The organism is Rhizobium chutanense, from assembly GCF_002531935.1.
Lineage (GTDB): Bacteria > Pseudomonadota > Alphaproteobacteria > Rhizobiales > Rhizobiaceae > Rhizobium > Rhizobium chutanense.
In genome coordinates, this window is record NZ_NWSV01000023.1 from 37,439 (window position 1) to 62,400 (window position 24,962).

Annotated in this window: 23 protein-coding genes and 1 pseudogene; 19 read left to right on the forward strand and 5 right to left on the reverse strand. The window is 59.6% G+C overall.

Going from position 1 to position 24,962, the window contains the following annotated elements:
- Positions 1–296: 296 nt before the first annotated feature.
- From CO666_RS25345 to CO666_RS25385, 9 genes are all read left to right on the forward strand, one after another.
- Positions 297–1,142: a branched-chain amino acid ABC transporter permease gene (locus CO666_RS25345; RefSeq protein WP_097614809.1), complete on the forward strand. Its 846-nt coding sequence runs from the start codon at positions 297–299 to the stop codon at positions 1,140–1,142.
- Between the two features lie 2 nt (positions 1,143–1,144).
- Entirely contained in the window at positions 1,145–2,887 is a 1,743-nt protein-coding gene (locus CO666_RS25350) for a branched-chain amino acid ABC transporter ATP-binding protein/permease (RefSeq protein WP_179869758.1), read from the forward strand.
- Positions 2,877–3,584, forward strand: a complete 708-nt coding sequence (locus tag CO666_RS25355; protein WP_097614811.1) for an ABC transporter ATP-binding protein — start codon at positions 2,877–2,879, stop codon at positions 3,582–3,584. Before CO666_RS25350 ends, CO666_RS25355 begins: the two co-directional genes overlap by 11 nt.
- Positions 3,585–3,723: 139 nt before the next feature.
- Positions 3,724–4,167: a cupin domain-containing protein gene (locus CO666_RS25360; RefSeq protein ID WP_245436857.1), complete on the forward strand. Its 444-nt coding sequence runs from the start codon at positions 3,724–3,726 to the stop codon at positions 4,165–4,167.
- 45 nt (positions 4,168–4,212) lie between these two features.
- Positions 4,213–5,529: a phosphopyruvate hydratase gene (gene eno, locus CO666_RS25365; protein ID WP_097614863.1), complete on the forward strand. Its 1,317-nt coding sequence runs from the start codon at positions 4,213–4,215 to the stop codon at positions 5,527–5,529.
- Between the two features lie 98 nt (positions 5,530–5,627).
- A complete protein-coding gene (locus CO666_RS25370; protein WP_097614813.1) occupies positions 5,628–6,629 on the forward strand; it encodes a VOC family protein in 1,002 nt (333 codons plus the stop codon).
- 59 nt (positions 6,630–6,688) lie between these two features.
- Positions 6,689–7,903 carry an amino acid ABC transporter substrate-binding protein gene (locus CO666_RS25375; RefSeq protein ID WP_179869759.1) on the forward strand — a complete coding sequence of 405 codons (1,215 nt, stop codon included), beginning with the start codon at positions 6,689–6,691 and terminating at the stop codon, positions 7,901–7,903.
- Between the two features lie 108 nt (positions 7,904–8,011).
- The gene (locus CO666_RS25380) at positions 8,012–9,130 is read left to right on the forward strand and encodes an alcohol dehydrogenase catalytic domain-containing protein (RefSeq protein WP_179869765.1); all 1,119 of its coding nucleotides are present in this window, start codon (positions 8,012–8,014) and stop codon (positions 9,128–9,130) included.
- A 53-nt stretch (positions 9,131–9,183) separates the two neighbouring features.
- Positions 9,184–9,735, forward strand: coding sequence for an NADPH-dependent FMN reductase (locus CO666_RS25385; protein WP_097614816.1), 552 nt, complete (start codon positions 9,184–9,186; stop codon positions 9,733–9,735).
- Positions 9,736–9,999: 264 nt separating this feature from the next.
- Here CO666_RS25385 and CO666_RS25390 read toward each other — a convergent pair whose 3' ends face one another.
- From CO666_RS25390 to CO666_RS25405, 4 genes are all read right to left on the reverse strand, one after another.
- Positions 10,000–10,980, reverse strand: coding sequence for a phosphotransferase family protein (locus CO666_RS25390; RefSeq protein ID WP_097614817.1), 981 nt, complete (start codon positions 10,978–10,980; stop codon positions 10,000–10,002).
- A 45-nt stretch (positions 10,981–11,025) separates the two neighbouring features.
- Positions 11,026–11,988, reverse strand: coding sequence for a C-terminal binding protein (locus CO666_RS25395; RefSeq protein WP_097614818.1), 963 nt, complete (start codon positions 11,986–11,988; stop codon positions 11,026–11,028).
- A gap of 88 nt (positions 11,989–12,076) precedes the next feature.
- Entirely contained in the window at positions 12,077–14,833 is a 2,757-nt protein-coding gene (gene ppc, locus CO666_RS25400) for a phosphoenolpyruvate carboxylase (RefSeq protein WP_097614819.1), read from the reverse strand.
- 95 nt (positions 14,834–14,928) lie between these two features.
- Positions 14,929–15,885 (reverse strand): LysR family transcriptional regulator, encoded by a 957-nt coding sequence (locus CO666_RS25405; RefSeq protein ID WP_097614820.1) that lies wholly within the window; start codon positions 15,883–15,885, stop codon positions 14,929–14,931.
- Positions 15,886–16,001: 116 nt separating this feature from the next.
- On the opposite strand from CO666_RS25405, the gene CO666_RS25410 reads away from it, so the two are divergent.
- The 6 genes and pseudogenes from CO666_RS25410 (at position 16,002) to CO666_RS25435 (ending at position 21,430) form a co-directional block, all read left to right on the forward strand.
- Complete coding sequence (locus CO666_RS25410) at positions 16,002–17,177, forward strand: acyl-CoA dehydrogenase (RefSeq protein ID WP_097614821.1); 1,176 nt, start codon at positions 16,002–16,004, stop codon at positions 17,175–17,177.
- 59 nt (positions 17,178–17,236) lie between these two features.
- A complete protein-coding gene (locus CO666_RS25415; RefSeq protein WP_097614822.1) occupies positions 17,237–18,124 on the forward strand; it encodes a 3-hydroxybutyryl-CoA dehydrogenase in 888 nt (295 codons plus the stop codon).
- A gap of 44 nt (positions 18,125–18,168) precedes the next feature.
- A pseudogene (locus CO666_RS25420) lies at positions 18,169–18,477 on the forward strand (electron transfer flavoprotein-ubiquinone oxidoreductase); the annotation flags it as partial.
- A gap of 66 nt (positions 18,478–18,543) precedes the next feature.
- Positions 18,544–19,689 carry a CaiB/BaiF CoA transferase family protein gene (locus tag CO666_RS25425; RefSeq protein WP_097614823.1) on the forward strand — a complete coding sequence of 382 codons (1,146 nt, stop codon included), beginning with the start codon at positions 18,544–18,546 and terminating at the stop codon, positions 19,687–19,689.
- Positions 19,690–19,724: 35 nt separating this feature from the next.
- Positions 19,725–20,474: an electron transfer flavoprotein subunit beta/FixA family protein gene (locus CO666_RS25430; RefSeq protein ID WP_097614824.1), complete on the forward strand. Its 750-nt coding sequence runs from the start codon at positions 19,725–19,727 to the stop codon at positions 20,472–20,474.
- A gap of 26 nt (positions 20,475–20,500) precedes the next feature.
- The gene (locus CO666_RS25435) at positions 20,501–21,430 is read left to right on the forward strand and encodes an electron transfer flavoprotein subunit alpha/FixB family protein (protein ID WP_097614825.1); all 930 of its coding nucleotides are present in this window, start codon (positions 20,501–20,503) and stop codon (positions 21,428–21,430) included.
- Positions 21,431–22,311: 881 nt separating this feature from the next.
- Here CO666_RS25435 and CO666_RS34270 read toward each other — a convergent pair.
- A complete protein-coding gene (locus CO666_RS34270; protein ID WP_179869756.1) occupies positions 22,312–22,590 on the reverse strand; it encodes a hypothetical protein in 279 nt (92 codons plus the stop codon).
- Between CO666_RS34270 and CO666_RS34275 the strand changes: the two genes are divergently transcribed.
- From CO666_RS34275 to CO666_RS25455, 4 genes are all read left to right on the forward strand, one after another.
- A complete protein-coding gene (locus CO666_RS34275) occupies positions 22,589–22,813 on the forward strand; it encodes a hypothetical protein (protein WP_179869757.1) in 225 nt (74 codons plus the stop codon). The two genes, CO666_RS34270 and CO666_RS34275, sit on opposite strands and share 2 nt — an antisense overlap.
- A complete protein-coding gene (locus tag CO666_RS25445) occupies positions 22,810–23,835 on the forward strand; it encodes a DUF3991 and toprim domain-containing protein (protein ID WP_179869760.1) in 1,026 nt (341 codons plus the stop codon). Before CO666_RS34275 ends, CO666_RS25445 begins: the two co-directional genes overlap by 4 nt.
- A gap of 66 nt (positions 23,836–23,901) precedes the next feature.
- Complete coding sequence (locus CO666_RS25450; RefSeq protein WP_097614827.1) at positions 23,902–24,507, forward strand: DUF1419 domain-containing protein; 606 nt, start codon at positions 23,902–23,904, stop codon at positions 24,505–24,507.
- 13 nt (positions 24,508–24,520) lie between these two features.
- A complete protein-coding gene (locus CO666_RS25455) occupies positions 24,521–24,922 on the forward strand; it encodes a DUF3085 domain-containing protein (RefSeq protein ID WP_097614828.1) in 402 nt (133 codons plus the stop codon).
- Positions 24,923–24,962: the final 40 nt, after the last annotated feature.

Consider the following 24,962-nt stretch of genomic DNA (forward strand, 5'->3'; position numbering starts at 1 on the left):
GGCTGACCGAGTTCCGCTCCGGATTTCCAGCCATTGGTCAAGACCCGCTTTTCAAAAAAGCCGGTGACATCAGTTGGATACTTCTGAAATGGATATGTTCCTTCGCAGCGCAAAGCCAGTGAAGCAGTCGGTTGGCCGCCGGCGTGCGGCGGGAACAAATAGTTTGAATGTCCTTGACATTAAACCATCATTGTGAAACGTTATGCGAACGTTAGCGCAATGGAGGAGGCATAGCGTATGGGTGTCGTATTCGTATCGGTGTCGGTCATCGTGTCCACCGAAAGACGCAAAATCCGATGACCGCCACTCTTTTCTTGCAGTCCGCGGTAGGCGGTATTTTGCTCGGGGGAATTTACGGCCTGCTGGCGATGGGGCTCAGCCTTAGCTGGGGTCTGCTGAAGCTCGTAAATCTCAGCCATTTTGCTCTGGCCTTTCTGGGTGCCTATCTAACCTATGAACTCGGAACGGTGCACGGTGTGCCGGCATATCTCAGTGCGCTGTTGATAGCTCCGCTGTTCTTCCTGTTCGGTGTTGCCCTTCATAGCGTGTTTGTCCGTTTCAGGGTGAAGGAGTTCGCCTCGCTACTGGTTACCTTCGGTGTCACGATCCTGATCGAGTCGCTCATTCAGTGGATCTGGTCGGCGGACTTCCTCCGCTACGAAACGCCCTATGCACAGACCACTTTTCGCATCGGTTCGATCTTCGTCCCCGTGTTGGATTTGTCGGCGTTCGTCTGCGCCGTGCTGCTGGCGGGAGCCGCTTGGATCGCGTTGAACAAAACCATGCTCGGCAAAGCACTGCGTGCCGCCGCCCATGACCCCTCCGTCGCGTCCGCTTTCGGCATCAATTCTACGCGCGTGTCATACATCCTGGCAGGCCTTTGCTCGGCTATTGCCGGTATCGCGGGAGTATTCATTGCCTTGATCGGGACATTGGCGCCCTCACAGATCGAGTCCTGGATCGGCGTTGTCTTTGCTGTCGCTATTATCGGAGGATTGGGTCGCCCTGCCGGTGCATTGGCAGCCGGGATGCTGATCGGTCTGGCCGAAAGCCTCACGATGACCGTGGTGAATCCTGCTTGGGCGCCGCTCGTGGCATTCAGCGTGCTGATTGTTATCCTCCTGCGCAAACCGGTGATATGACCATGAAAAAGCTTCTCATCACGGCGCCGGTATTGGCGGTTTTGGCCTCGCTGCCTTATCTTGGATTGGCTGACTATTACCTTTCCTATCTGTATATCATCTTCTTCTGGGTCGTCCTGGCAACGAGCTGGGGTATCCTCAGTGGTTACACAGGTTATTGGAGCTTCGGACACGCCGCATTTTTCGGAATTGGCGTGTATACGACGGCCACTCTTGCTACCGGCTTTTCCTGGCCGTTCATCGCCACGATACCGGCTGCCGCACTTATCGCTGCGGTCGTTGCGGTTCTCGTCGGCCTGGTGGTCTTTCGCTCCAGATCCCTGCGCGGAGAGTTCTTTGCTCTGCTGACGCTGTCGGTGACATTCGTTGTGGCGGCGATCGTTTCCAACACCGCGCTGGATTCAGGGACAGGAGTTTTCCTTTCGGGCATCGAGATTCCGATGATCGGGGTTACGGCGTCGGGCTCTCTATACCTGTTTGGGCTCATCGCGGCCTTGATCGCATTGGCGACGTCATACCTCATCTTTCACAGCAAATTTGGTCAGGGGCTGCTCGCAATCCACGACGATGAGGACGTTGCTGAAGTGAAGGGCGTGCCAACGTTCCGCTACAAGCTGTTCTCCTTCGCGGCGTCATCCGCGCTCGCAGGTGGAATGGGCGCGATCCACGCCGTCTATGTCGGCTACGTTACTGTCGGCGAGACTTTTGCGGTAACCGTCCCGCTGTATGTGGTGCTCATGAGCATTCTGGGCGGTGCTCGCCACTGGGCAGGCCCTGCGATCGGCGCGGCTATCATCACCGTGCTTCAAAGTGCCATCGTCAGCGGTGCTCATGCGGAATTCGGCCGTGCCGGCGTGGCTCTCGCGCTGATTATCGTGATCCTCGTGCTGCCGTCCGGTATCGTCCCGAGCATTATCCGCAGGTTTGCCGACAAGCGTAGTGGGCTGGGAGGCAGTGACAGGATCACGCAAGTAGCCGCCCACCTCTCGCCAACCACCAATGGAAGTTCGAGCCCTGTCCTTTTGAAGTGCGAAGACGTCACCAAATCATTCGGCGGTCTTCGCGCCCTGAACGGGGTAACACTGGATGTCCAGAGGGGAGAAATTCTTGCCCTGGTGGGGCCGAATGGTTCCGGCAAGTCCACGCTGATCAACATGATCAGCGGCCACTACGCCATAACTTCCGGTCGGATTACCCTTGAAGGAGAACAGATCTCCGGCAAATCGCCTCATCAGATCGCTCAGAGCGGCATTGCGCGTACGTATCAGATCCCGCGTCTGTTCAACAATCTCACAGTCCTTGAGAATGTGCGAATCTGTGCGGAGTTCGGTAGTGTGAGTGGCATGGGCGTGGCTGGCGCCGATGAGGTTGCCAAGGCCGCTCTCCTCTACACCGGACTGGCGGAAAAGGCCAATGTGCTTCCCGAGGCCCTGAATCTCCACGACAGGAAGTTTGTCGAGTTCGCAAGAGCACTCGCCGCCAAACCTCGTCTCCTGTTACTCGACGAGGTGCTCTGCGGCCTGAATCCGGCCGAGATCGACCACGCTGTTGAAATGATCAAGCGGATTAAGGCCGGTGGTACGACGATCATCTTCGTTGAGCACCTCATGAGAGCCGTCGTCGCACTTGCGGACCGTGTTGCCGTGCTGGATCAGGGCAAGGTTCTTGCCCTCGGACAGCCGACCGAAACGATGCGAGATCCGGCAGTCATCAGTGTATATCTGGGAGGTGGTCATGCTGCTTGAGGTCGCAAATGTCGAAGTCGGTTACGGCGACGCCACCGCTCTCTGGGATGTTTCTGTGAGCGTAAAGCAGGGCGAGATCGTTTCCGTCGTCGGTCCGAACGGCGCAGGGAAGAGCACGCTGGTAAATGCCATCGCCGGAATCTTGCGCCCGCGCAAAGGGAAGATTGTTATAGAGGGGAACGATGTTTCGAAGGTGCCAAGTCATCGAGTGTGCGACTACGGCATCGCCATCGTCCCGGAAGGTCGTCGTCTTTTCACGGAAATGACCGTTTTAGACAACCTCCTGCTCGGCGCATACCGATCCGCAGCCCGCGCCGATCGAGATGCCACTCTTGCGGAAGTCTTCAAGTTGTTTCCGGTGTTGAAAGATCGCCAGGATTCCCTGGCGGGCTCATTGTCGGGAGGACAGCAGCAGATGGTTGCCATCGGTCGCGGCCTCATGGCGAAGCCACGCATTCTCCTCATGGATGAACCATCGCTAGGCCTGTCTCCGCTGATTGTCGGGGACATGTTCAAAATCATCCAGATGATCAATGAGCGGGGAGTGGCCGTGCTGCTCGTCGAGCAGAACGTAAACAAGGCCCTTGAGATCGCGCATCAAGCCTATGTGTTTGAACAGGGTCGCGTGACTGCGTCCGGGCTGCCTCAAGTTCTCATCAATGATCCAAGCATCAGGGAGGCGTATCTTGGTATCTGAAAATTCGAGCGGGAGAGTTCCCGTCCATCTTCGGCGCGTCGTGACGGAACACTGCAGTCAGGGTGCTGCCAGGTTCGCCGAGGACGGCGCCGTTCCCCGCACGGACATATTCAGGACGGTCCCCGGATTGGTGTCGCGGATGATCTGGTCGACTTCGACGTCCACGGCCATTCCATTCAACGGAACCGATCCGACCCCGCTGCTCACAAGCTTCGTTCCGGAGCCCGCCGAAACGCGCTTTCTAGTGCTAACGTTCCCACCAGATGCTGTTTTTATGGCTCCGGATTTTGATGGTCCGGCCGCTCTCGCGGAGAATCTGGCGGTCAGTCCAGGTTTGGCCGAACGCTTCGAGCCGGATGGCAAACATCAAACGCCCACCGTCGATTATGGAATTGTTCTCGACGGCGAGATCTGGATGGAACTCGACGGTGGCAATGAGACCCGTTTGTGCCAGTTCGACGCCTTCGTCCAGAACGGAACGCGTCACGCCTGGCGAAACAAAAGCGACAAACCGGCAACCATCGCCGTGGTGCTGGTTGGCGCACGGACCCCCGATCTGACGGATTATGATGACGGCCTGTGAGGCCTGATAATCCAATTTCAATCTGACCTTGTGGACCAACTGAACATGACCAACACCGAAATCCGAAAAGTGCAGGGCCGTCGCGTCTGGGATTCCCGTGGCAGGCCCACCGTTGAGGTAGAGATCGAGCTGGCCTCCGGTGCGACCGGCCGGGCCATTGCACCCGCTGGTGCATCGACCGGCACTGGCGAGGCGCTCGACCTTCGTGACGGCGGCAGCGCCTTTGCCGGCTTGGGGATCAACAAGGCCCTGACTGCCGTCAACGGAGAAATCGCCAAGTTGCTGGTTGGCCGGAATGCCAATGATCAAGCCGAGCTGGACCACGCCATCATCGAGCTGGACGGCACTCCGAACCGGAGCAGACTGGGTGGAAATGCATCGGTGGCAACATCGATGGCGTTGCTTCACGCCGCAGCGGCTGCGGCCGACCAACCGATCTGGCGGTATCTCGCGGGCTCCGACAAGGGGATTACGATGCCACTGCCGGAAATCCAGATTTTTGGAGGTGGAGCGCATGCAGCACGCCGGGTAGACGTCCAAGATTTCATGATCATGTGCCCTGCTGCCTCGACTTTCGCGGAGGCTTTGGAGTGGACCGCTGAAGTCTACCGCGCGGCAGGCGACATTATGAAACGTGCCGGAAAGCTCCAGGGCGTGGCGGACGAGGGAGGCTATTGGCCTGCCTTCACCAGCAATGAAGAAGCTCTCGATGCCTTGGTGCGTTCGATCGAGGCCGCCGGTCTGAAGCCAGGCGGTGAAGTCGTCATATCGCTCGACATTGCGGCCTCCGAATTCGGTCGTGAGGGTAAGTATTCGCTGGCGTTGGAAGATCGGCAGCTCGATACGGCCGAGATGATCGACATGCTTGGCGGCTGGTTGAAGGCCTATCCAATCGTCTCTATCGAGGATCCGCTCGCTGAGGACGATCCGGATGGATTCAAGGCGTTTACCGCTCGCTACGGCTCCAAATGCCAAATCATCGGCGACGACTTCTTCGTGACGAACGCGGCGCGGGTAACCGAAGCGATCAAGGATAAAAGCGCCAATGCGGTTTTGATCAAGCCGAACCAAGCGGGCACGATCACAGAGACGTTCGATGCGCTCTCCGTTGCCAAGAAAGCGGGCTTTCGGACAATTGTTTCGGCCAGATCCGGTGAGACGGAAGATGTGACGATCGCCCATCTGTCGGTCGGCTGGGATGCCAGGCAGCTGAAAGTCGGATCGTTCTCACGCTCCGAGCGGATGGCCAAGTGGAACGAGGTTCTCCGTATCGAGGAGGCCCTTGGAAAAGAGGCTTCGTTCGCTGGCTGGTCGGCGCTAGACTTGGCTGAAAAGCCAGCCGCGGTTGCTGCCGTAGGTTAGATTTTGGTGGGCCGGTTGCGGGTCTCGCTCAATAACAGGCGTTGACAAAAGCGCTGGCCCTTTTATGCTAACGTTAGCAAAAAATAGATGAGGATGACATGCTTCCGGCTGTTAATTTGAAACCTCCCTTCAACATCACGCGCTTCAGCCATGTCGTGCTTGAAGTCAATGATGTGGAGCATAGCCGAGATTTCTACCTCAATGTCGGCGGCCTGATTGAAACAGAATTCGCGGACGGTGTTTCATACCTTCGCGGATTGTCCGAGGCCTGCCATCACAGTCTCGTGCTCGCACCTGCCGGCGGAAAGCCGACGTGCAGGCGGATCGGTTACCGGGTGTTTCTGGAGGAGGACCTCGACAAGGCCAAGTTCTTCTTTGATGAGAAGGGGCTCCCGGCGGAATGGGTCGAAGTTCGAAATCAAGGGCGGACCCTGCTCGTCAGCGACCCGTCGGGCGCTCGCATCGAGCTTTGCTCCAGCATGAGTGTCCATCCCCGTAAGTTCCTCGAGGTGCATGAACATCGTGGCGCCCGAGCCCAGGGGCTCGATCATTGCCAGATCATGGTCGCCGATCCATTGGGTCTCAGCGCGTTCTACGGCGAACTCGGTTTCCGGACTTCGGAATATATCGCGGCCGGCGACAATCTCATTGCGAACTTCATGTATCGCAAAGGTGTCTGCCTCGATCTGGCGTTGGTGCCGGGCATCGGCCCGCAATTGCATCATTTTGCTTATACGGTTCCCGAAAGCAGCGACATCTTCGCCGTGTGCGATTTTGCCAGCCGTTATGGATATGGCGACAACGTTGAGCGCGGACCCGGACGCCATGGCCCTTCCGGAGTCCTGTTCGTCTACCTGCGCGATCCCGATGGACACCGGGTGGAGTTCTTCAACAATCACTACACCACGATAGACGCGGAATTGGAGCCCATTCGTTGGGACGCGGCAGCCCTTAGCACCAATGTCTATTGGGGAATGCCGGCCGTCTCGAAGTGGTTCTTCGAGGCCAGCGAATTTACGGGAGTACCGCTGGAGCACCCCGAGAAAATGCCGAACCCTATGACGCTGGAACGCTACGCAGAGGGGCTGGCGAAGAGCTGAGACCTGCCGCCGGCGGCAGAGACTGATGATGACATGCCGGAAGCATCTGGGAGGATGAGATGAGTGCGAATTCCATTATACTGAATAGACGAACATTCCTCGGGTCTGCAGCCGCAGTAGCAGCTTTCAGCTCGATGCCGAGGGTTTTTGCCCAAGAAGGGCCGGTCCGCGTCGGCGGAACGCTGCCGTTAACAGGCCCGCTTGCGGGCGTAGGCGCAATCCACAAGCTCGCCGCAGAGGTGTTCGTCGAACAGATCAACGCCAAAGGCGGTATTCTCGGACGAAAGGTGGAGTTCGTCCTTCTCGACGACCAATCGCTGCCCGCCAATGCTCGAACGCTCTATGAGCGCCTGGTGACCGCCGATAAGGTCGATCTGCTGATGGGCCCCTATGGTACGTCTTCGATCATCGCAGCAATGGGCGTTGCCGCCCGGTTCAAGAAGATGCTGATTCAGAGCAGCCTGGGGGACCCGAGTCTCGCACCGTATCCGCTGCAGTTCCCGTCTCTTCCGATCGGGGCCGAGCCGCAATCGACGGATACCGAGATCGTTCTCGATGCCTATGCGAGCCTGCCGACCCCTCCCAAGACGATAGCCTTCGTCACGAGCAAATTCCCCTCGGCCCTGACGATCGCCAAGGGCGGCCAGCAGGTTGCTGAGAAGCGTGGCGTCAAGAGCGTGCTGGAGCTTGAATACGAGTTCGGCACGAAGGATTTCGGCGCGATCGCCAACCGCATCAAAGCGGCTGATCCGGACCTGCTGTGGTCCGGTGCGATCGGCATGGAGGCCGTACAGCTTCTCGATGCAATGAGCCGGATCGACTACCAGCCCAGGAACCAATTCCACCTGTTCCCCGCACCCGGCCCGACCGCAGCTCACCCCAAAGCGAACGGCTTGACCTCGCTGACCTGGTTTGAAGAGCACGAGCCCTTCCTCAAGTATCACGGCGCTCAGGAATTCGTGAGCGCTTATGACGGCAAGGCGAAGGCGGCGGGCTTCCCCTATCCGCGTGCAGAATATCAGGCGGCCGTCGAATATGCTGCGTGGCAGATCCTTGCAGCCGCGGCGGAAGGGGCGGGGAAGCTGGACGACGCCGCCATGGCTGCGTGGCTGCGCTCGAATACCGTCGAGACGGTCGTCGGCCCAAGGACGTTCGACGGCAAGTTTAATGCCGGCAAGCCATCGACGAAGCTCAAGCAAATTCAAGGAAAGGATTGGGTGACCGTCTGGCCCGCGGACTTCCGTCCGGCCGGGAAGGCGTTCCTGGCCCCCTGACGAATGCCGCACGGCGCTTTGCCGCGCACCTGTCTGAAACTGCAAAAAATGCATTCGGTCGGGCACGCTCCGACCGATGTTCCTATGGAGGAGTTAATGGTTAAGACTATGATCGCCGCTCGGCTGCATGCTCTGCATCAGCCGATGTCGCTGGATGAGATTCCGGTTCCCACGCCCCGGCCCAACGACGTCCTGGTACAGGTCAGGGCCTGCGGTATCGTGCCCAACATGGCCAACGTCATCAATAATTGGCCGACCTGGTTTCCCCATCAGCCGCTGCCGAAGTTTCCGGCAGTGTTTGGCCTGGATCCGGCCGGTGTCGTCGCCGAAGTCGGCGAGGCGGTCACCAATGTCAAAATTGGCGATCGCGTGTATGTCAGCCCGCTCAGGTCCTGTGGTTCCTGCAAGGCGTGCCGGTCGGGCAACCGCAGCCAATGCCGCTATTACACCTTGAATGGCTACTTCAGCACCAGCCGCGATGGTCAAAGGATCTTCGATCTTTATCCCTACGGCGGCTTCAGCCAATACATGACCGCCCCGGAATATTCCCTCGTGTGCCTGCCGGACAATCTCAGCTTCGAGCAGGCCGGCCGCTTCGGCTACCTCGGTACATCCTACGGCGCCCTGAAGAACGCCCAGGCCGGACCTGGTCAGGTCTGCCTCATCGACGGAATCACCGGTACGCTCGGTGTCGCAGCCACCAAGCTCGCTCTTGCGATGGGGATCTCGAAAATTCTGGGCACCGGCCGAAATAAAGAATTGATGGACCGCGTAAAAGCCATCGCTCCCGACCGCATCGACACCATCATGCTCGGCGAAGGCTCGACCGGAGAATGGGCGAAGGCCCAGACCGGCGGCGAGGGAGTGGATTTCGTCATCAGTGCGCTGGGCGCGAGAGCCCCGGCCGCGACCGTGGTCGACTCCATGCGCGGAGTTCGCCGAGGCGGACGTGTGGTTGTCGTTGGCGGCGTCGCGGAAGATGTCCCGGTCGACGTGAAGTGGCTGATGGACGAGCAGGTTCAGCTCATCGGCTCGAACTGGTTCAGCGCTGCCCAGGGGCAGGAAATGGCAGATATGGTCCGCACCGGTGTGCTCGACCTGTCGTATCTCGAGCACAAGATCTATCCGCTTGAGCGGGTGAACGAAGCCATATCAGGCATTGGCGAACGCGATGGCGGCTTCAGCAACTATGTGGTCGTTCCTCCGATCCCTGCCTCTTATCAATAACAATCACCGGCGCCGGCTATCGCCGGCGCCTCCCTCACGCGAGAAGAGAGAACATGTCCAAGAAAGATATCGCGGTCCTGGTCGGAAGCCTTCGTCAGGCTTCGATCAACCTGAAGTTCGCCCGCGCGATGCAGAAAGTGGCGCCCGACGGACTGAACCTGGAAATCGTACCGATCGGCGACCTTCCGCTCTATAACCAGGACTTGGAGACGGAGACGCCGCCGACGGAATGGACATCCTTCCGTGAGCGCATCAAGGCTTGCGATGGCGCAATCTTCGTGACGCCTGAATACAATAGATCCGTTCCCGCGGCATTGAAGAACGCGATCGAAGTCGGTTCTCGCCCGTTCGGAAAAAGCGTGTGGGATCACAAGCCCGGTGCGGTGACTGGAGCTTCTCCCGGTCTCATTGGCGGTGCCGCCGCGGCGCTTCAGCTCAGGGTTATCCTGACCAACATCAACGTGCCGACCATGCCTCAGCCTGAGGTTTACCTCAGCACGGCCGACAAGTTGGTGGGTGATCACGGCGTGTTCCTCAACGAGGGAACCCAGAAGTTCATCGAGAGCTTCCTAGCTGCGTTCGAAGGCTGGGTCGCGCGGTTCTGAAGGCGAAGCAGCGCAGTCTTTATCGGCCATCGCGACGACTGCGCGATGGCCTCTATACCTTTATTGAATGAAGGCGCCGCTTTCCCGATGCGCCCTGTTCGGCCGCCCATGCGCTGCACCGATCGCGGTTTCGAAAATGTGATTTTCGTGATGATGCGAAGTGCCGCGTAAAAACCGTTAGTTCGCTCTCCCGAGCATTCCACAAGGACCACGCGCTCCGGTGCAGCGGCAGAGAAACATGCCGCTGGCCGAAGACTGCATTCGTCATGGAAACCAGGCCTGCGCCACGTCAGCCAGTTTTTGCCGAGGCGATGCGATCAGCGGGATGGCGGCTTTGCGGACCATTTCGCGCTGGCATTCGTCGGTTATGTATTCGACCGGCGATTTGCCGTCGACCCGGGCGAGAAAGAGGGCGGGCAACAAGCTTGCGGCCCGCGCCTCGAGAGCGTCCCGATCCTCCCAGTCGACCTGATCCATATAGGCTGCCGTCAAGGCCGCGAATGACGATGCGAGTTCGAATGCCGCCTCTCCGACGACGATCTTCTTCAGCAAGAGATGGTTGAGGCAGAAGGCCAGGTCGAAAGCCGGATCGCCGAACCAGGCGCATTCGGCATCCAGGAACACCGGGCCGTTTTCGCCCAGAAGGATGTTTTTCGGGCTGATGTCGCCGTGGACCAGCGCCAGCTTCGTTTCGGCCGTGCGCTGAACCAGCTCTGAGAGGCGGTCGCTGACGAAGGGATGTTTGGCGGCAGTCGCCACCAGATAGGGCTCAAGCCGAAGCGCATAGAAGTTCGAGCCGGAGTCGAACTTCTCCGGCAAGCCCGATGTACGGGCACTGACGGAATGGATCTGTCCGATCCGCCGGCCGGTTGCTTCCGCCGCCTTTCGGTCGACGTTCCCCTGGAGCAGCTGGGTCTTCCACAGCGGATACTGATCGCCGGGAAGAAACTCCATTGCGAAGACGCCAGACGACGCGTCATGTGCGAGAGGCTTCGGAACGGCGGAAGGGAAGTGTTGCGCCACGAAGGATATCCAGTTCCATTCGTACACATTTCTCGACACCGGCGCCTGCCAATCGGCGGAGACCTTGAGCTTGGCAAGGGCGCGTTTCACGCAGATGAGCCGGCCGGGAAGTTCCACACGGTAGATATCTGAAGAAACACCACCCGTCAGCGGCTTGTAGACCGCCGCCTCGGAAGCGCTCCTCAAACCGCTCTTCAGCAAGAACTCATCGAAAATCGTCATCTCATCTACAGAATCTACAGACATGGATCGCGTGTCCTTGCGGCATTATCGGCGGGGGGTGTTGCGGGGTTGTTCAGGCTTCTCTCCGCAGAGAACCCTGACGACTTCCTCCGCCGCCCGGCGACGCAGCTCGATCAGCGAAGCATCCGAGGAGAAGGCGACGTGCGGGGTGATCATCGCGCCGGGATGAGCGATCAGCTCCGGCGGAACGCGTGGTTCGTCCTCTAGGACATCGAGGCCGACACCGCTCAGAATGCCGGAGTTCAGCCCCTCGACCACGGCGGCGGTATCGACGACGCCGCCTCGGCTGACGTTGATCAGCAGGCTTCCGCGACGCATCTTCGAGATGGCGTCTCTGTTGATCAGATGACGCGTCGCCGGCGCGAGCGGCGCATGGACAATGACGATATCGCTCGTGGCCAGAAGGGTGTCGAAGTCGGCAAGCTCCACATCCACAGGGACGTTCGAGGCATAGGGATCATGCGCTGCAACCCGGCATCCGAGCGCCTGCATTTTTGCTGCCGTCGCACGACCGATACGGCCAAAGCCGACGATGCCGCAGGCAAGCTCCGAAAGCCTGCGGAGATTTGCCGAAGCCGGGTCCCAGCGCCCGCCGCGAACTTCGCGATCGAAATGGATCAGGCCGCGAGCCCAGGCAATCGCAAAACCGACGGCGTGGTCGGACACTTCTGCAATGCAATAGTCGGGAACATTCGTGACCCATATTGCCCGCTCCGTCGCTGCATCGACTGCAATATTGTCCAGGCCAACTCCGAGACGGGCGACGATCTTGAGGTTGGGAGACGCAGCGATTGCCGTCTCGCTGACTTGAGCCCAGCAGGTCAGAATCGCGTCCGGCTGATGTTTTGCAGCCAAAGCGTCGATCTCGGCAGGCGAAGACGGCTCGGCCGGACCGCTGACGAGGGTGAACCCGGCCCGCTCGATTACCTCCCGCTCCACTTTGTCATCCGGCCAGGCGTAGTCCGTCAACAGCACGGTCCGTGTCATGAATTTCCTCCCAGTTTGTGCGAACGTTAGCGTATCGGTTCTGTCAAGGTCAAGAAAAATAGGCTTGCGCCGTCCGCATTGCCGCTCGTTACCCGCTGTTTCGTAGCCCTGCCGCTATTCCATTGATGGTCAGATGCAGCGCCTCTTCGGTGTCCTGATCGCGTTTTCCGGCGCGGTGGCGGCGAAGAAGGTCGATCTGCATGTGGTTGAGCGGATCGAGGCAGGGAAAGCGATGATGGATCGACTGCTTGAGTGCCGGATTATTCTCGAGCAGCGAGGCCTGATCCGTTATGGAAAATAGCGCAGCTGTCGTCGCTTCCCATTCGTCATTGATGCGTGCGAAAATTTTCTTATGAATGGATGCATCGGGCGTGAGGTCCACATACCGCGCCGCGATCGCCATGTTGGTCTTGGCCAACACCATCTCCATATTCGCAATCAGTGTCTGGAAGAAAGGCCAGTCCCGGTGCATGCCTTGAAGAATTTGCAATCCGTCGGGGTGTCCGGCCAGCCATTGTCGCACGGCCGAACCGAATCCAAACCAACCCGGCAACATCATGCGGCTCTGCGACCAGCCGAACACCCAGGGTATCGCGCGCAGGTCTTCGATGCGGCGTGACGAGCTGCGTGAGGCTGGGCGGCTGCCAATGTTCAGTTTTGCGATTTCGCCGATGATCGTTGCTTCCCAGAAGAACCGTTCAAATCCCTCGGTCTCGTAAACCAAATGGCGATAGGCGCCAAAGGCCAGGTCGGAGAGTTCCTCCATGGCGCCAAGATATTCGGGATCCGGCTCCTGTGCGTCGGAAGGCAGCAAGGACGCCTCCAGCGTTGCGGCGATCAGAAGTTCGAGATTCCGACGGCCGAGTGCCGGATTGGAATATTTCGCCGCAATGACTTCACCTTGCTCCGTCAGCCGGATCGACCCGGCAACCGCGCCGGCGGGCAGGGCGGTGATGGCTTCATAGCTTGGACCGCCACCGCGGCCCACGGAGCCGCCGCGACCGTGAAACAGGCTGAGGCGAAGGCCTTCACGCTCGAAGAGCTGGATGAAGGCCGTTTCCGCCTTATACAGTTCCCATCCCGAAGTCAGATAACCGCCATCCTTGTTGCTGTCCGAATAGCCGAGCATAATTTCCTGTTTGCCGCCGAGCGCTTCGACATATGTCCGATAGGTCTCGACGGCCAAAACTGTTTGCATCACGTCATGCGACCTTCGAAGATCCGAGATCGTCTCGAAAAGCGGTATGATGTTGATGGACGCCGCTTCGGGCTCATCGGGCCGAAACAGTCCCGCCTCCCGGAACAGGACCAGGACCTCCAGAAGGTCGGAAGGGCTTCCGGCCTTCGAAATGATGTAATGGGGGATGCTGACGCGGCCGTAGTGCTGATGGGCTGCGGCGGCCTCACGCAGAACGGAAAGCTCCGACATCGTCTCGGCCGAATACGTCCTGAGCGGTGTCATCAGTAGCTGCGAAGACCGCAGTTCTTCGGTGAGCAGGCGGATCTTGTCACTCTCGGCCAACGCCTCGTAACCTGTGCCAGGCCGCACGTTCTCGAAAAGCTCATGAACAACCCGTTGATGAACCTCGGAATTCTGTCTCAAATCCAGGCTGACAAGGTGAAAACCGAAGACGTCTACGGCGCGTTGGAGCCTGCGCAGTTTTCCAGTGGCGATCTTTTCTGCGCCATTGGCTGTCAGGGATTTGCTGATCGTCGCCAAGTGTTTGGCGAATTCGGCGGGGCACAGGTAGGAAGGGGCGGTCGCCACGGGTTCGCGAACCAGTTCCGTACTGCCGAACTTGCGCGCCGTGGCCGCCAGGCGAGCAAACATGCCCGAGATCGCCAGGCGATATGGCTCGTGTCGGCGCCGCTCCGATCTGTCGGGGGAGTCGGTCGCGAGGCGCTGAAGCTCCGGCGAGACTTTCACATGCCGGTCATCCAAGGAGAGTTCGGCGCCCAGGCTATGCAGTTCGCCGAGATAGAACGAGAAAACTCTCTCGCTCTGCAGCCGGAGCGCCTCCCTCAGGGTTTCGCCGTTGACATAGGGATTGCCATCCCGGTCGCCGCCGATCCAGGAACCCATGCGCAGGAATGGCGGCAGCGCGTCCTCGCCGAAACTCCAGGGTGAGTCTCGAAGCTGATTTTCGAGGATCTCGTACACCTCCGGGATCACCCGGAAAATGGTGTTGTCGTAATAGGACAAGCCATTGAGGATTTCATCCACGACCTGAAGTCGCCGTCCCCGAAGGCTGTTCGTTTGCCAAAGCGTCGTCGTCGCCCTTTCCAAATCCTCCTTATACCGACCTATCTCCGGCTCGATCAGGCCGGCTTGATCGAGCTCAGTCAGGCATCGTGCAAGCTCCTGCTCGATTTCGATAACGCTCTTGCGCCGAACCTCGGTTGGATGCGCCGTGAAAACGGGCGAGACGACCGCTTCAAGAAGCAGTTTGCGGATATCTTCCGCCTCTACCCCGGCCGCAGCCAGAATGGAAAGCGATCTGGCAATTGTTCCCGGCATGGCAGGTTCGCGATCGGCGATGCTGCGGCGCTGCATCCTGGCGTGGTGTGCGTCTTCGGCAATGTTCACGAGTTGAGAGAACTGGCTGAACGCGCGGATCACGCGCTTGAGGGTTTGGGGCGGCATGTCCGCGCAAAAGGGGGCGAGCTTGTCGTTCAGGTGCCGGCCGGTCGTTCTGTGGCCGGCAACCGAGAGAGTGCGGACCTGTTCCACGACCTCACGGGCCTCCTTGCCGTCGCTTGCTTCAATGGCCTCGCACAACAGGCGGCCGAGCAGCCGAATGTCCTTCACCAGGGCTCTGCTGGCCGTGAGGCGTTTCACTTGCATGCTTGCTTTGCTCAATTGAAGGTGCAAATGTGCACTCCTTATGCTAACGTTAGCATAAATTGGCAGGATTTAACCAGGGAGTCAAGCGGCACTCGCTAACGAACAGGAGCGGAAAGCCGTACAGGTGAACTGCCGCTATCGGCCGACAATGCCTCCTGGTAGCGCGCGACCTCCTCCAGCAACCATGCGCGGAACGCCACGACAGGACGGAAGTCCTTCCTGCTGAGAGGTGCCACCGCATAATAGGCGCTGGTGCTTTTGACCTGATGTGGGAAGGCTTGCACGAGCTGGCCATTTGCGAGCTCGGAGTCGATGAGGAAAAGCGGCATCAATGCGAGCCCCAGTCCAGCAATGCAGGCTTGGGCCACGTTGCTGAACTGCTCGAACCGCATGGCCTGCGATGGGGCGCCGGTGACCTCAAGGCTTTCAAAAAAATGGCTCCAGGCCCCGGGGCGAGACGCCATCTGCAGCAGCGGCAGGCGAAGCAGATCTTCGGCCCTCACGATGGGATGTGAACTGAGAAAAGACGGGGATGCGACCGGTGCTACCATCTCTTCCATAAGAAATGTGCTTTCCGCACCGGGCCAATCGGGCTGGCCGATATGAATCGCCATGTCCATGTCGTCGCGGTCGAAATCGAACATGCCTATGCGCGTGGCGAAGTTCAGCGTGATCTCCGGGTGTCTGGCGACAAACTGCGGAATGCGCGGCATCAGCCATCGGGTGCCGAATGTCGGCAAGATGGCAAGATTGAGTTGATCGCTATGTTGCTTGGTCATGGCCTGCAGTGAAGCGGACCGAATTTCCGCCAAAGCGCTGGCAATTGCGCGGGCATAGTCCGTGCCCGCCTCGGTGAGATTGACCCCACGGCTGGTGCGCTCGAACAGTAAAACGCCGAGTTGCTCTTCCAGCGCCGCGATCTGCCGGCTGATCGCCCCCTGAGTCAGGGAAAGCTCCGCCGCCGCCGCAGAGAAGGTGCCCAGCCGCGCGACGGAATCGAATGCCGCGAGAGCGGAGGTGGAGGGAAGGAGCCGTCGTGAGAGGTTTGCCATGAGCTATTACTATAGCTCATGGGCCGATGAGTAAACCTCGCTTTCTCAGTCGTGAAAGAACGGCTTTAATTCGGTCAACTTCGAACTGACAAAAACCTCAATGGGAGGACGACGACTTGGCCTTTTCTTGGAACGACCCCTTTCTGCTCGACGACCAGCTGACCGAAGATGAACGGATGATCCGCGAGTCGGCCGCGGCTTTCGCAGAATCCGAACTCCTGCCGCGCGTCCAGGACGCCTATCTCGAAGAAGCGACCGACCCGGAGCTGTTCAGGCTGATGGGGCAGACTGGCCTTCTCGGGGTGACGCTGCCTGAAGAATTCGGGGCCGCGAACGCATCCTATGTTGCCTATGGTCTGGTCGCTCGCGAGGTCGAGCGCATCGACTCTGGCTATCGCTCGATGATGAGCGTCCAGTCCTCGCTGGTCATCTATCCGATCTACGCCTACGGCTCCGACGAGCAGAAGAGGAAGTATCTGCCGGGCCTGGTTTCGGGTGAACTGATCGGCTGTTTCGGCCTGACCGAGCCCGATGCGGGCTCCGATCCCGGCGGTATGAAGACCCGCGCCGAGAAAATCGAGGGTGGCTACCGGTTGCGCGGCTCGAAGATGTGGATCTCGAACTCGCCGATTGCCGATATCTTTGTCGTCTGGGCAAAATCTGAAGCTCACAACCATGAAATACGCGGCTTCGTTCTCGAAAAGGGCATGAGGGGCCTTTCGGCTCCGAAAATTGGCGGCAAACTTTCCCTGCGTGCCTCGATCACGGGCGAAATCGTGATGGACGGTGTCGAAGTCACCGAGGATGCGCTTCTGCCCGGCGTTTCCGGCCTCAAGGGGCCGTTCGGCTGCCTCAACCGCGCCCGTTACGGTATCTCCTGGGGCGTGATGGGAGCCGCCGAGGACTGCTGGTTCCGCGCTCGTCAATACGGCCTGGACCGCAAGCAGTTCGGCAAACCGCTTGCAGGGATGCAGCTTTATCAAAAGAAGCTCGCCGATATGATGACCGAAATCACGCTCGGACTGCAGGGCTCGCTTCGCGTTGGCCGGCTGATGGACGAGCACAAGATGGCCCCGGAAATGGTCTCGATCGTCAAGCGCAACAATTGCGGCAAGGCGCTTGAGATAGCGCGGCAAGCCCGGGATATGCATGGCGGCAACGGCATTCAGATCGAATATCACGTCATGCGCCACGCGCAGAACTTGGAGACGGTCAACACATACGAAGGCACCCATGACGTCCATGCCCTGATCCTTGGGCGTGCCCAGACGGGCCTCCAGGCGTTTTTCTAGATCCCGATAGTCTGTTCGGCACAGACCGCCCTTCAACCTCCGGATTAACGAGAGGCAGCATGCCTATAGTGAACAAGATTTCCACCGTCGCCGTCATCGGTGCTGGACAGATGGGTACCGGGATCGCGGAAGTCGTGGCGAAACATGGGTACGAGGCACTGATTTACGATCTCGACAAAAATCGAATTCGCGCGAGCATCGAAGCGAGCGCCAGATATTTCGGGCGCCAGGCGGAAACCGGCAAAATGCCGGGCGAGGCGGCAGAGCAGGCGATCTCCCGAATAAAGGGAGCGTTCTCCCTCGCAGATCTTGCGAGCGCCGATTTGGTCGTCGAAGCGGTGAGCGAGAATGAAGACATCAAGAGGAAGGTCTTTACGGACGGGTGCACTGTCCTGAAGCCCGACGCGATCTTGGCGACGAACACCTCGTCGCTGTCCATAACGCGGCTCGCCGCGTCGACCGACAGGCCCAATCGCTTTATAGGGATACACTTCATGAACCCCGTACCGGTTATGAAGCTCGTAGAGCTGGTTCGTGGCATCGGAACGGATCAGGAGACGTTTGCCATAGCCAAGGATTTCGCCGAATCCATCGGCAAAACGGTCACCGTCTCCGAGGATTTCCCGGCGTTCATCGTAAACCGCGTCCTTATCCCGATGATCAACGAAGCGATCTACACCCTGTATGAGGGTGTCGGAAACGTAGAAGCTATCGACACCGGCATGAAGCTCGGCGCCAATCATCCTATGGGGCCACTTGAACTGGCCGACTTCATCGGTTTGGACACATGCCTCTCCATCATGCAGGTCCTTCACGAGGGGCTGGCCGACAGCAAATACCGTCCGTGCCCACTGCTGGTCAAATATGTCGAAGCGGGCTGGCTCGGTCGCAAGGCACAACGCGGGTTCTACGACTACAGGTACGAGCGGGCTCGGCCAACCCGTTGATCTCCCATCTCCATTCAAACATCGAGATTTGTCAGGCATTTATCATGATTGAAGAACACGCGGACGAAAGCCGCGAGAGCATGGAATTCGACGTCGTGATCGTCAGCGCGGGGGCCGTCGGTTTTTCTGTCGCCATCCGGCTGAAGCAGGTCAATCCGGAACTCTCGGTCGTGGTGCTGGAGAAGGGCTCGGAGGTCGGGCGCGCATATCCAGTCGGGGCCTTCGTCGATCCGATCGGCATCGATCGAATGCTGCCGGACTGGCGCGAGGAGGCGGATCACCCCTTCAAAACCGAGGTTAAAGCCGACCACTTCCTGCTGCTCGGCCCGGCCGGTTTCATCCGCCTGCCGAACGGGCCGGCCTATCCGAATATGTAGCCCAACAATATCCGCGGACTTGGGAATGATCAGGAGTTATCGATGCAGTTTCCATTAGAAGGCGTTCGGGTCGTGGAATTAGCTCGTATCCTGGCTGGTCCTTGGGCTGGACAGACGCTTGCCGACCTGGGAGCGACCGTCATCAAGGTGGAAAGCCCGGAGGGCGACGATACACGCCGCTGGGGACCTCCCTTCATCCGGGATGGCGATGACATGGCTGCAGCTTACTTTCACAGCTGCAATCGCGGAAAACTGAGCATCATGGCGGATTTCAACTCGGCGGAAGACGTCGAAACGCTTCGTGCACTGATCGCGAACGCCGACGTCGTCATCGAGAACTTCAAGGTCGGCGGGTTGAAGAAGTTCGGCCTTGATTATGAGAGTCTGAAGGCGATCAATCCGAAGCTGATCTACTGCTCGATTACCGGCTTTGGTCAAACCGGCCCATATGCCGGGCGTGCAGGATACGATTTCATCGTCCAGGGCATGGCGGGCATCATGGATTTGACGGGTGAGCCAGGTCGGGAGCCGCAGAAAATCGGTGTAGCGTTCGGCGATATCTTCACGGGCCTCTATTCGGTCATCGCTATCCAGGCCGCTTTGATCCTTCGGGACAGCACAGGGGAGGGACAGCATATCGATATGGCCCTCTTGGACAGTACGGTGGGCGTGTTGGCCAACCAGGCGATGAATTTCCTTGCCTCTGGAAAGGCGCCAACGAGGCTCGGCAATGCGCATCCCAACATCGCGCCATACCAGGTATTCCCGGTATCCGACGGCAATATCATCATCGCCTGCGGGAACGACAGCCAGTTCTCCCGCGTATGCGATATCCTCCGGCTATCCGCTGTGGCAGCCGACGACCGTTTCAAGACGAACGCGGACAGAGTGCGTCATCGAGCAGAACTGACGCAGGTGATGGAAGCGCAGACGAAGCTTTTCCAACGGATGGATCTGCTGGCCGACCTGGCGCGTGTGGGCGTTCCCGCCGGGCCGATCAACACCGTGGAAGATGTATTTTCGGATCCGCAAGTGCTGCATCGCAAGATGGCGATGGAGAATGAAGGGATACCGGGCATCCGAGCGCCTATCATGTTCTCGGGGACGACGCTGACCGCTCATCACAAGTCACCAAAGCTTGGCGAGCACAATGGCAAAATCCACTCGGACTGGTCTTCGAGAGACTGACTTCTTCGGCGTAACTGGGTTTAAAGGAGACACCCATGAAGATTCTCGTGCCCGTCAAGCGGGTTGTCGACTACAACGTGAAGATCCGGGTTCGTCCGGATGGTTCGGGTGTCGAGCTTGCCAATGTGAAGATGTCGATGAACCCGTTCGACGAGATCTCGGTGGAAGAGGCGCTGCGGCTGAAGGAAGCCGGCAAGGCCGAGGAAGTGGTGGTGGTGTCGATCGGCCCGGCCAAGGCCGAAGAGACGCTGCGCACCGCGCTTGCCATGGGCGCCGACCGGGCGATCCTGGTCGAGACCGACGATGCCGTCGAGCCGCTCGCCGTTGCCAAGATCCTCAAGGCTGTGGCCGATGCCGAACAGCCTGGCCTTGTCATCGTCGGCAAGCAGGCGATCGACGACGATTCGAACCAGACCGGCCAGATGCTGGCAGCATTGCTGGGTTCGGCCCAGGCGACCTTCGCCTCGAAGATCGAGATCGGTGACGGCAAAGCAACCGTGACCCGCGAAGTCGACGGCGGCCTGCAGACGATCGAGATCAAGCTGCCGGCGGTGGTCACATCGGATCTGCGGCTGAACGAGCCGCGTTATGCCTCGCTGCCGAACATCATGAAGGCGAAGAAGAAGCCGCTCGACAAGAAGGGCCCGGCCGATTTTTCCGTCTCCACGACGCCGCGGCTGAAGGTGCTGAAGACCGAGGAGCCGTCTGGCCGCAAGGCCGGCGTCAAGGTCAAGTCGGTCACCGAGCTGGTCGACAAGCTGAAGAACGAAGCCGGCGTGCTGTAATCGGGCAGGAACAGGAGCAAAATATCATGACCATTCTTCTTCTGGCCGATCACGACAATCAAAGCCTTTCCGACCAGACCGCCAAGGCGCTGACGGCCGCTTCCCAGATCGGCTCCGATATTCATGTTCTCGTCGCCGGCAAGGGCGCCAAGGCTGCGGCCGAACAGGCGGCCAAGCTCTCCGGCGTCTCGAAGGTGCTGCTGGCCGAAAGCGACGCACTCGCCAACAATCTGGCCGAGCCGCTGGCCGACCTGATCGTCTCGCTGGCAGGCTCTTATGACACGATCATCTCGGCCGCCACCTCGGTCGGCAAAAACGTGCTGCCGCGCGTCGCTGCCCTGCTCGATGTCGCCCAGGTCTCGGAGATCATCGAGGTGGTCTCGTCCGATACCTTCAAGCGTCCGATCTATGCCGGCAATGCCATCCAGACGGTGCAGGCAAGCGACGCCAAGAAGGTGATCACCGTGCGCACCGCCTCGTTTGCTTCCGCATCCGAAGGCGGCTCCGCCGCGGTCGAGGTCATCCCCACCGTTTCCGATCCCGGCCTGTCGACGTTCGTCAAGGATGCGCTGTCGGCCTCCGACCGTCCGGAGCTGACCTCGGCGAAGATCATCCTCTCCGGCGGCCGGGCGCTGGGTTCGGCTGAGAAGTTCAAGGAAGTCATCCTGCCGCTTGCCGACAAGCTCGGGGCTGCCGTCGGCGCCAGCCGTGCGGCCGTCGATGCCGGTTATGCGCCGAACGACTGGCAGGTAGGCCAGACCGGCAAGGTGGTGGCGCCCGATCTTTATATCGCCGCCGGCATCTCAGGCGCCATCCAGCATCTGGCCGGGATGAAGGATTCGAAGGTGATCGTTGCCATCAACAAGGACGAGGAGGCGCCGATCTTCCAGGTCGCCGACTACGGTCTGGTCGCCGATCTCTTCGAAGCCCTGCCGGAATTGCAGAAGGCGCTCTGACGAGGGAGAGCAACAGCTTGTCCGCCAGCATGAACTGCTCGGCTGGTCCTATGGCCCCTCCATCTAGGTCTAGCCCCCTGTCGGACCCGTCTCACTCTAACTAAAAATGCTCCACGGTAAACGAGGGTATCGCGCGCTCTTGTTCCGTAGTTTGCGACCAACGCGCCGCAAACTACGGCAACGAGGGAGCACAACCATTGGTGTGCCGGATGAATAACGTCGTTGCCTTTTCAAATCGCTTGACGCCACGTTCGATGTAGCGAGCCACCATGAAAAGAATTCTGGATCATCGAATGATCATTATAGCCGCCCACACCGATATCCAGGCAGGCCGGTTTTTAATCCGACAGCATGCAATACGTCATCGACACGGCAATTTACCGCCGCGGAGGATCCCTTCAGTCGCTGACAGCATTCTGAAGACTATGGATCATCAATGGGTGTCGAAACGATAAGAGTGTTGCTGTCGGTGCCAGTACCCCTATTTATTTGATGAGAAGTTCCATAATAGAACTTATGCGATATGTTATAACATAACAGAAGGCGTTATGCAGGAATCCGCGTTTGCTGCCGCCCTCTGAAAGATCGTGCCTACGATGGCTTTCGCGGGGAAGGACTCTTGAAGAAGTCGCCTTGCTTCAGGGCAAGAGCGTGACTGAAGTCGAGCATTGTCTGGAGCGGGTGCTTGCCTCACTGGAAGCCGACTCCATAGCGGAGGCGATTCAGAAGACGAATGCCTCGATCAGCAATCATTCGTGCTGAAGCGGCGTCCCGTGCAACACATGCGCGGGACGACCGTGCAAACATTGACGGCCAGCGGGAGCAGCCCAAATCCCGCTCTCTTGTGATGGCGTCCTGGCCCAACGGCGGATCTTCCACGATCAACCCGTAAAGGGTCCGCTAGCAAGCTGCGGCCGCTCTGACTTCGTCGCCGCGGTGATCGCGCCCGCCGCCGTGCCTTTTGAGGAGCCATCGAGCGGGATTGGCCCGCTCCCGAAGGAGCCTCTCAGATGTCGCACAATCTTTCTCTCGCACAGTCCCATGCCTACCAGCTCTCCCGCGACCTGATGGTCCCGGTCACCCTTTTCGAAGTCGACGGCGAATACGGCGTCCTTCCCTCTGACGAGATCGACGCCGACGACGATCTTGAGATCGTCCATGAGTTTTTCCCTTGGGCGGCTCATTGAGCCGCCCTCTTTCGGTCTTTGGGCCGTTCCGGCGTGCCGCTTGCGAGCGGCAAGCCGCAAGGGAGACTTCGCCGCAGCCAAGACATTGCATGATTCGACAATTGTCAGCCGCGCCCTTGCCGCCTTTGCTCTTCGCGGCTGGGGGAAGGTTGCCCGCGAAACGACGGGCAAGGAAAGCAGAGAGGAAGAGGCATGAACAGGAAGGAAATAGAGGCGCTACGCGAACGGGTGAGTTGCGCGGCCGTTCTCGAGCAGGCGAGCTTCGCCATCGACATGAAGGAAAGTACCCGGCGGGCGGTCAAGTTTCGCCGGTCGAGCGAAATCATTATTGTCACCCATGAGGGGCGCGGATGGTTCGATCCGCTCAGCGATGCGAAAGGCGATGTGTTCGGACTTGTCGAACATCTTGATCATGTCGGTTTTCTCGAAGGCGCTGGGAGGGTCGCCGACCTCGTTGGTTTAGCGATTACGGATCCGGAATGGCGGTCTCCGAAGCCCGATCAGCGATATGACTCCCTTCCCGAGCGCTGGCAGGCACGTCGGCAGCCGTGGCCCGGCTCCTCGACATGGGCCTATCTCCACAGCGAGCGTTTCCTGCCAGCCAATTTGCTCCGCGCGACAATCCGGCAAGACCGCCTTCGGGAGGGTCCCTATGGCAGCATGTGGGCAGCGCATACGGACAATGCCGGAATTGTCACCGGCTGGGAGGCGCGAGGGCCTGAGTATCGGGGCTTTGCCTCCGGAGGAACGAAGGTTCTCTTCCGTCTGGGGCCGGACACAGCGTTGCGCCTGGTCGTCACCGAAGCTGCGATCGACGCCATGAGCCTTGCCGCCATCGAGGGGCTGCGCGACGGCACGCTCTATCTCAGCACCGGGGGCGGATGGTCGCCGTCAACGGAGGCGGCGCTGCGGCAGTTGGCCTCGCGGCCCGATGCTCTCCTCGTCGCCGCTACAGACGCCAATCCCCAAGGGGAGATGTTTGCCGCGCGGTTGCGGGCGCTCGCGGATACCGTCGGCCGCGATTGGTCGAGGCTCCGCCCGCCTGAGGAGGACTGGAACGAGACCCTGAAGATCAAGGAGAAAGAAAAGAGGGAAAGAAAGGAAGACGGCGTGCCGCATTCGCACCGCCCGCGTCAAGGGAAGCTTCGCCCGGCGGAGCCGGCCCTTGACCCGGCCGCCCGCAATGCCGGCGGCCCGGGAGATGTCATGAAGGACTGAAGAGGATGGCAAGGTCGATAGGACAGCGCTGCGCTTCGGTCCCGAACCATCTCGAAGGAGCCGCAGATGAATCTCTCTCCAGCAATCCGCAAGGTCTTCCAGGGCGTCGCGTCACGCCAGCAAATGTTCCGCATGTTCGACCGGCACGCCCAGCGTTCGAACCGTTGGGAGGGCGACGCCTCGCCACTCTATGCCGGCGAATGGTTCGAGATCGGCGAGGCCGAACACGACTACATGTTCGAAATCCTCCCACCGCTCTGGATCCGCGGCGCGATGTTCGCCATGCGCGAGTTTCTGACCGGCTCGGTGACATCAGTGTTCTTCGCCTTGCGGATCGATGGCGACATCCGACACTTCCATGGCTATTGCGATCTCTCCGATGGGCAAGCGGTCGAGCGCATGCGCGTGGCAATCATCGAGCGTGAGAGCCGGCCGGTGCGCGCCATGACGCGCGAGGAACGCCTGGAGCATATCTGGAGCATCACGGCGGACGACTATCGTGGCTATGCCGGAGATCGCTGGGATGAAGCCGTGCGCGGCAAGCGCACGATCATGCTCTACGGCGGCGCGGTGGGCAGCACTCTGAAACTGCTGGACGAACTGACCGACGACGAAATCGCAGCCAAGCTGCCGGTGCAGCTGCGCCACCTCCCCTCACCGATCGCCGCATGAAGGAGGCTTCACGATGCTTTCCTTCCCGCTCACATCCGTCCGCGAGGTGCTCGCCCGCGGGCGTGCCGATGCGGAAGCCCATGGCGGCTTTCGTGACCCCCATTACGGCCTACGCTCTGGCAAGGACCAAAAACCGGGTCTCTGGCTCGTCGGCGACCAGGGCGTCTATCTGATGTCCAACGGCAAATTGCCGGATGGCGCCAAGCCTTTGGTCGTCTATGCCGAGGAATGCGATCCCCGCACCAATGACGACTGGTTCGCTGTCAAACGCCGGACCTTCGGCGGCGATGACGGTGTCGATTTCATCGATGCGGAACAGCTCGAAGCCATGATGGCGGCGGCTCCGGAGGCGACGCACCTTCGTGTCGCATTCCTTCAAGACTCGATGCAGCTCTATCTGGTCGCGAAATCCTAGACATTTCGCGACCAGCCCGGCCCGTTTGGCCACAAAACCC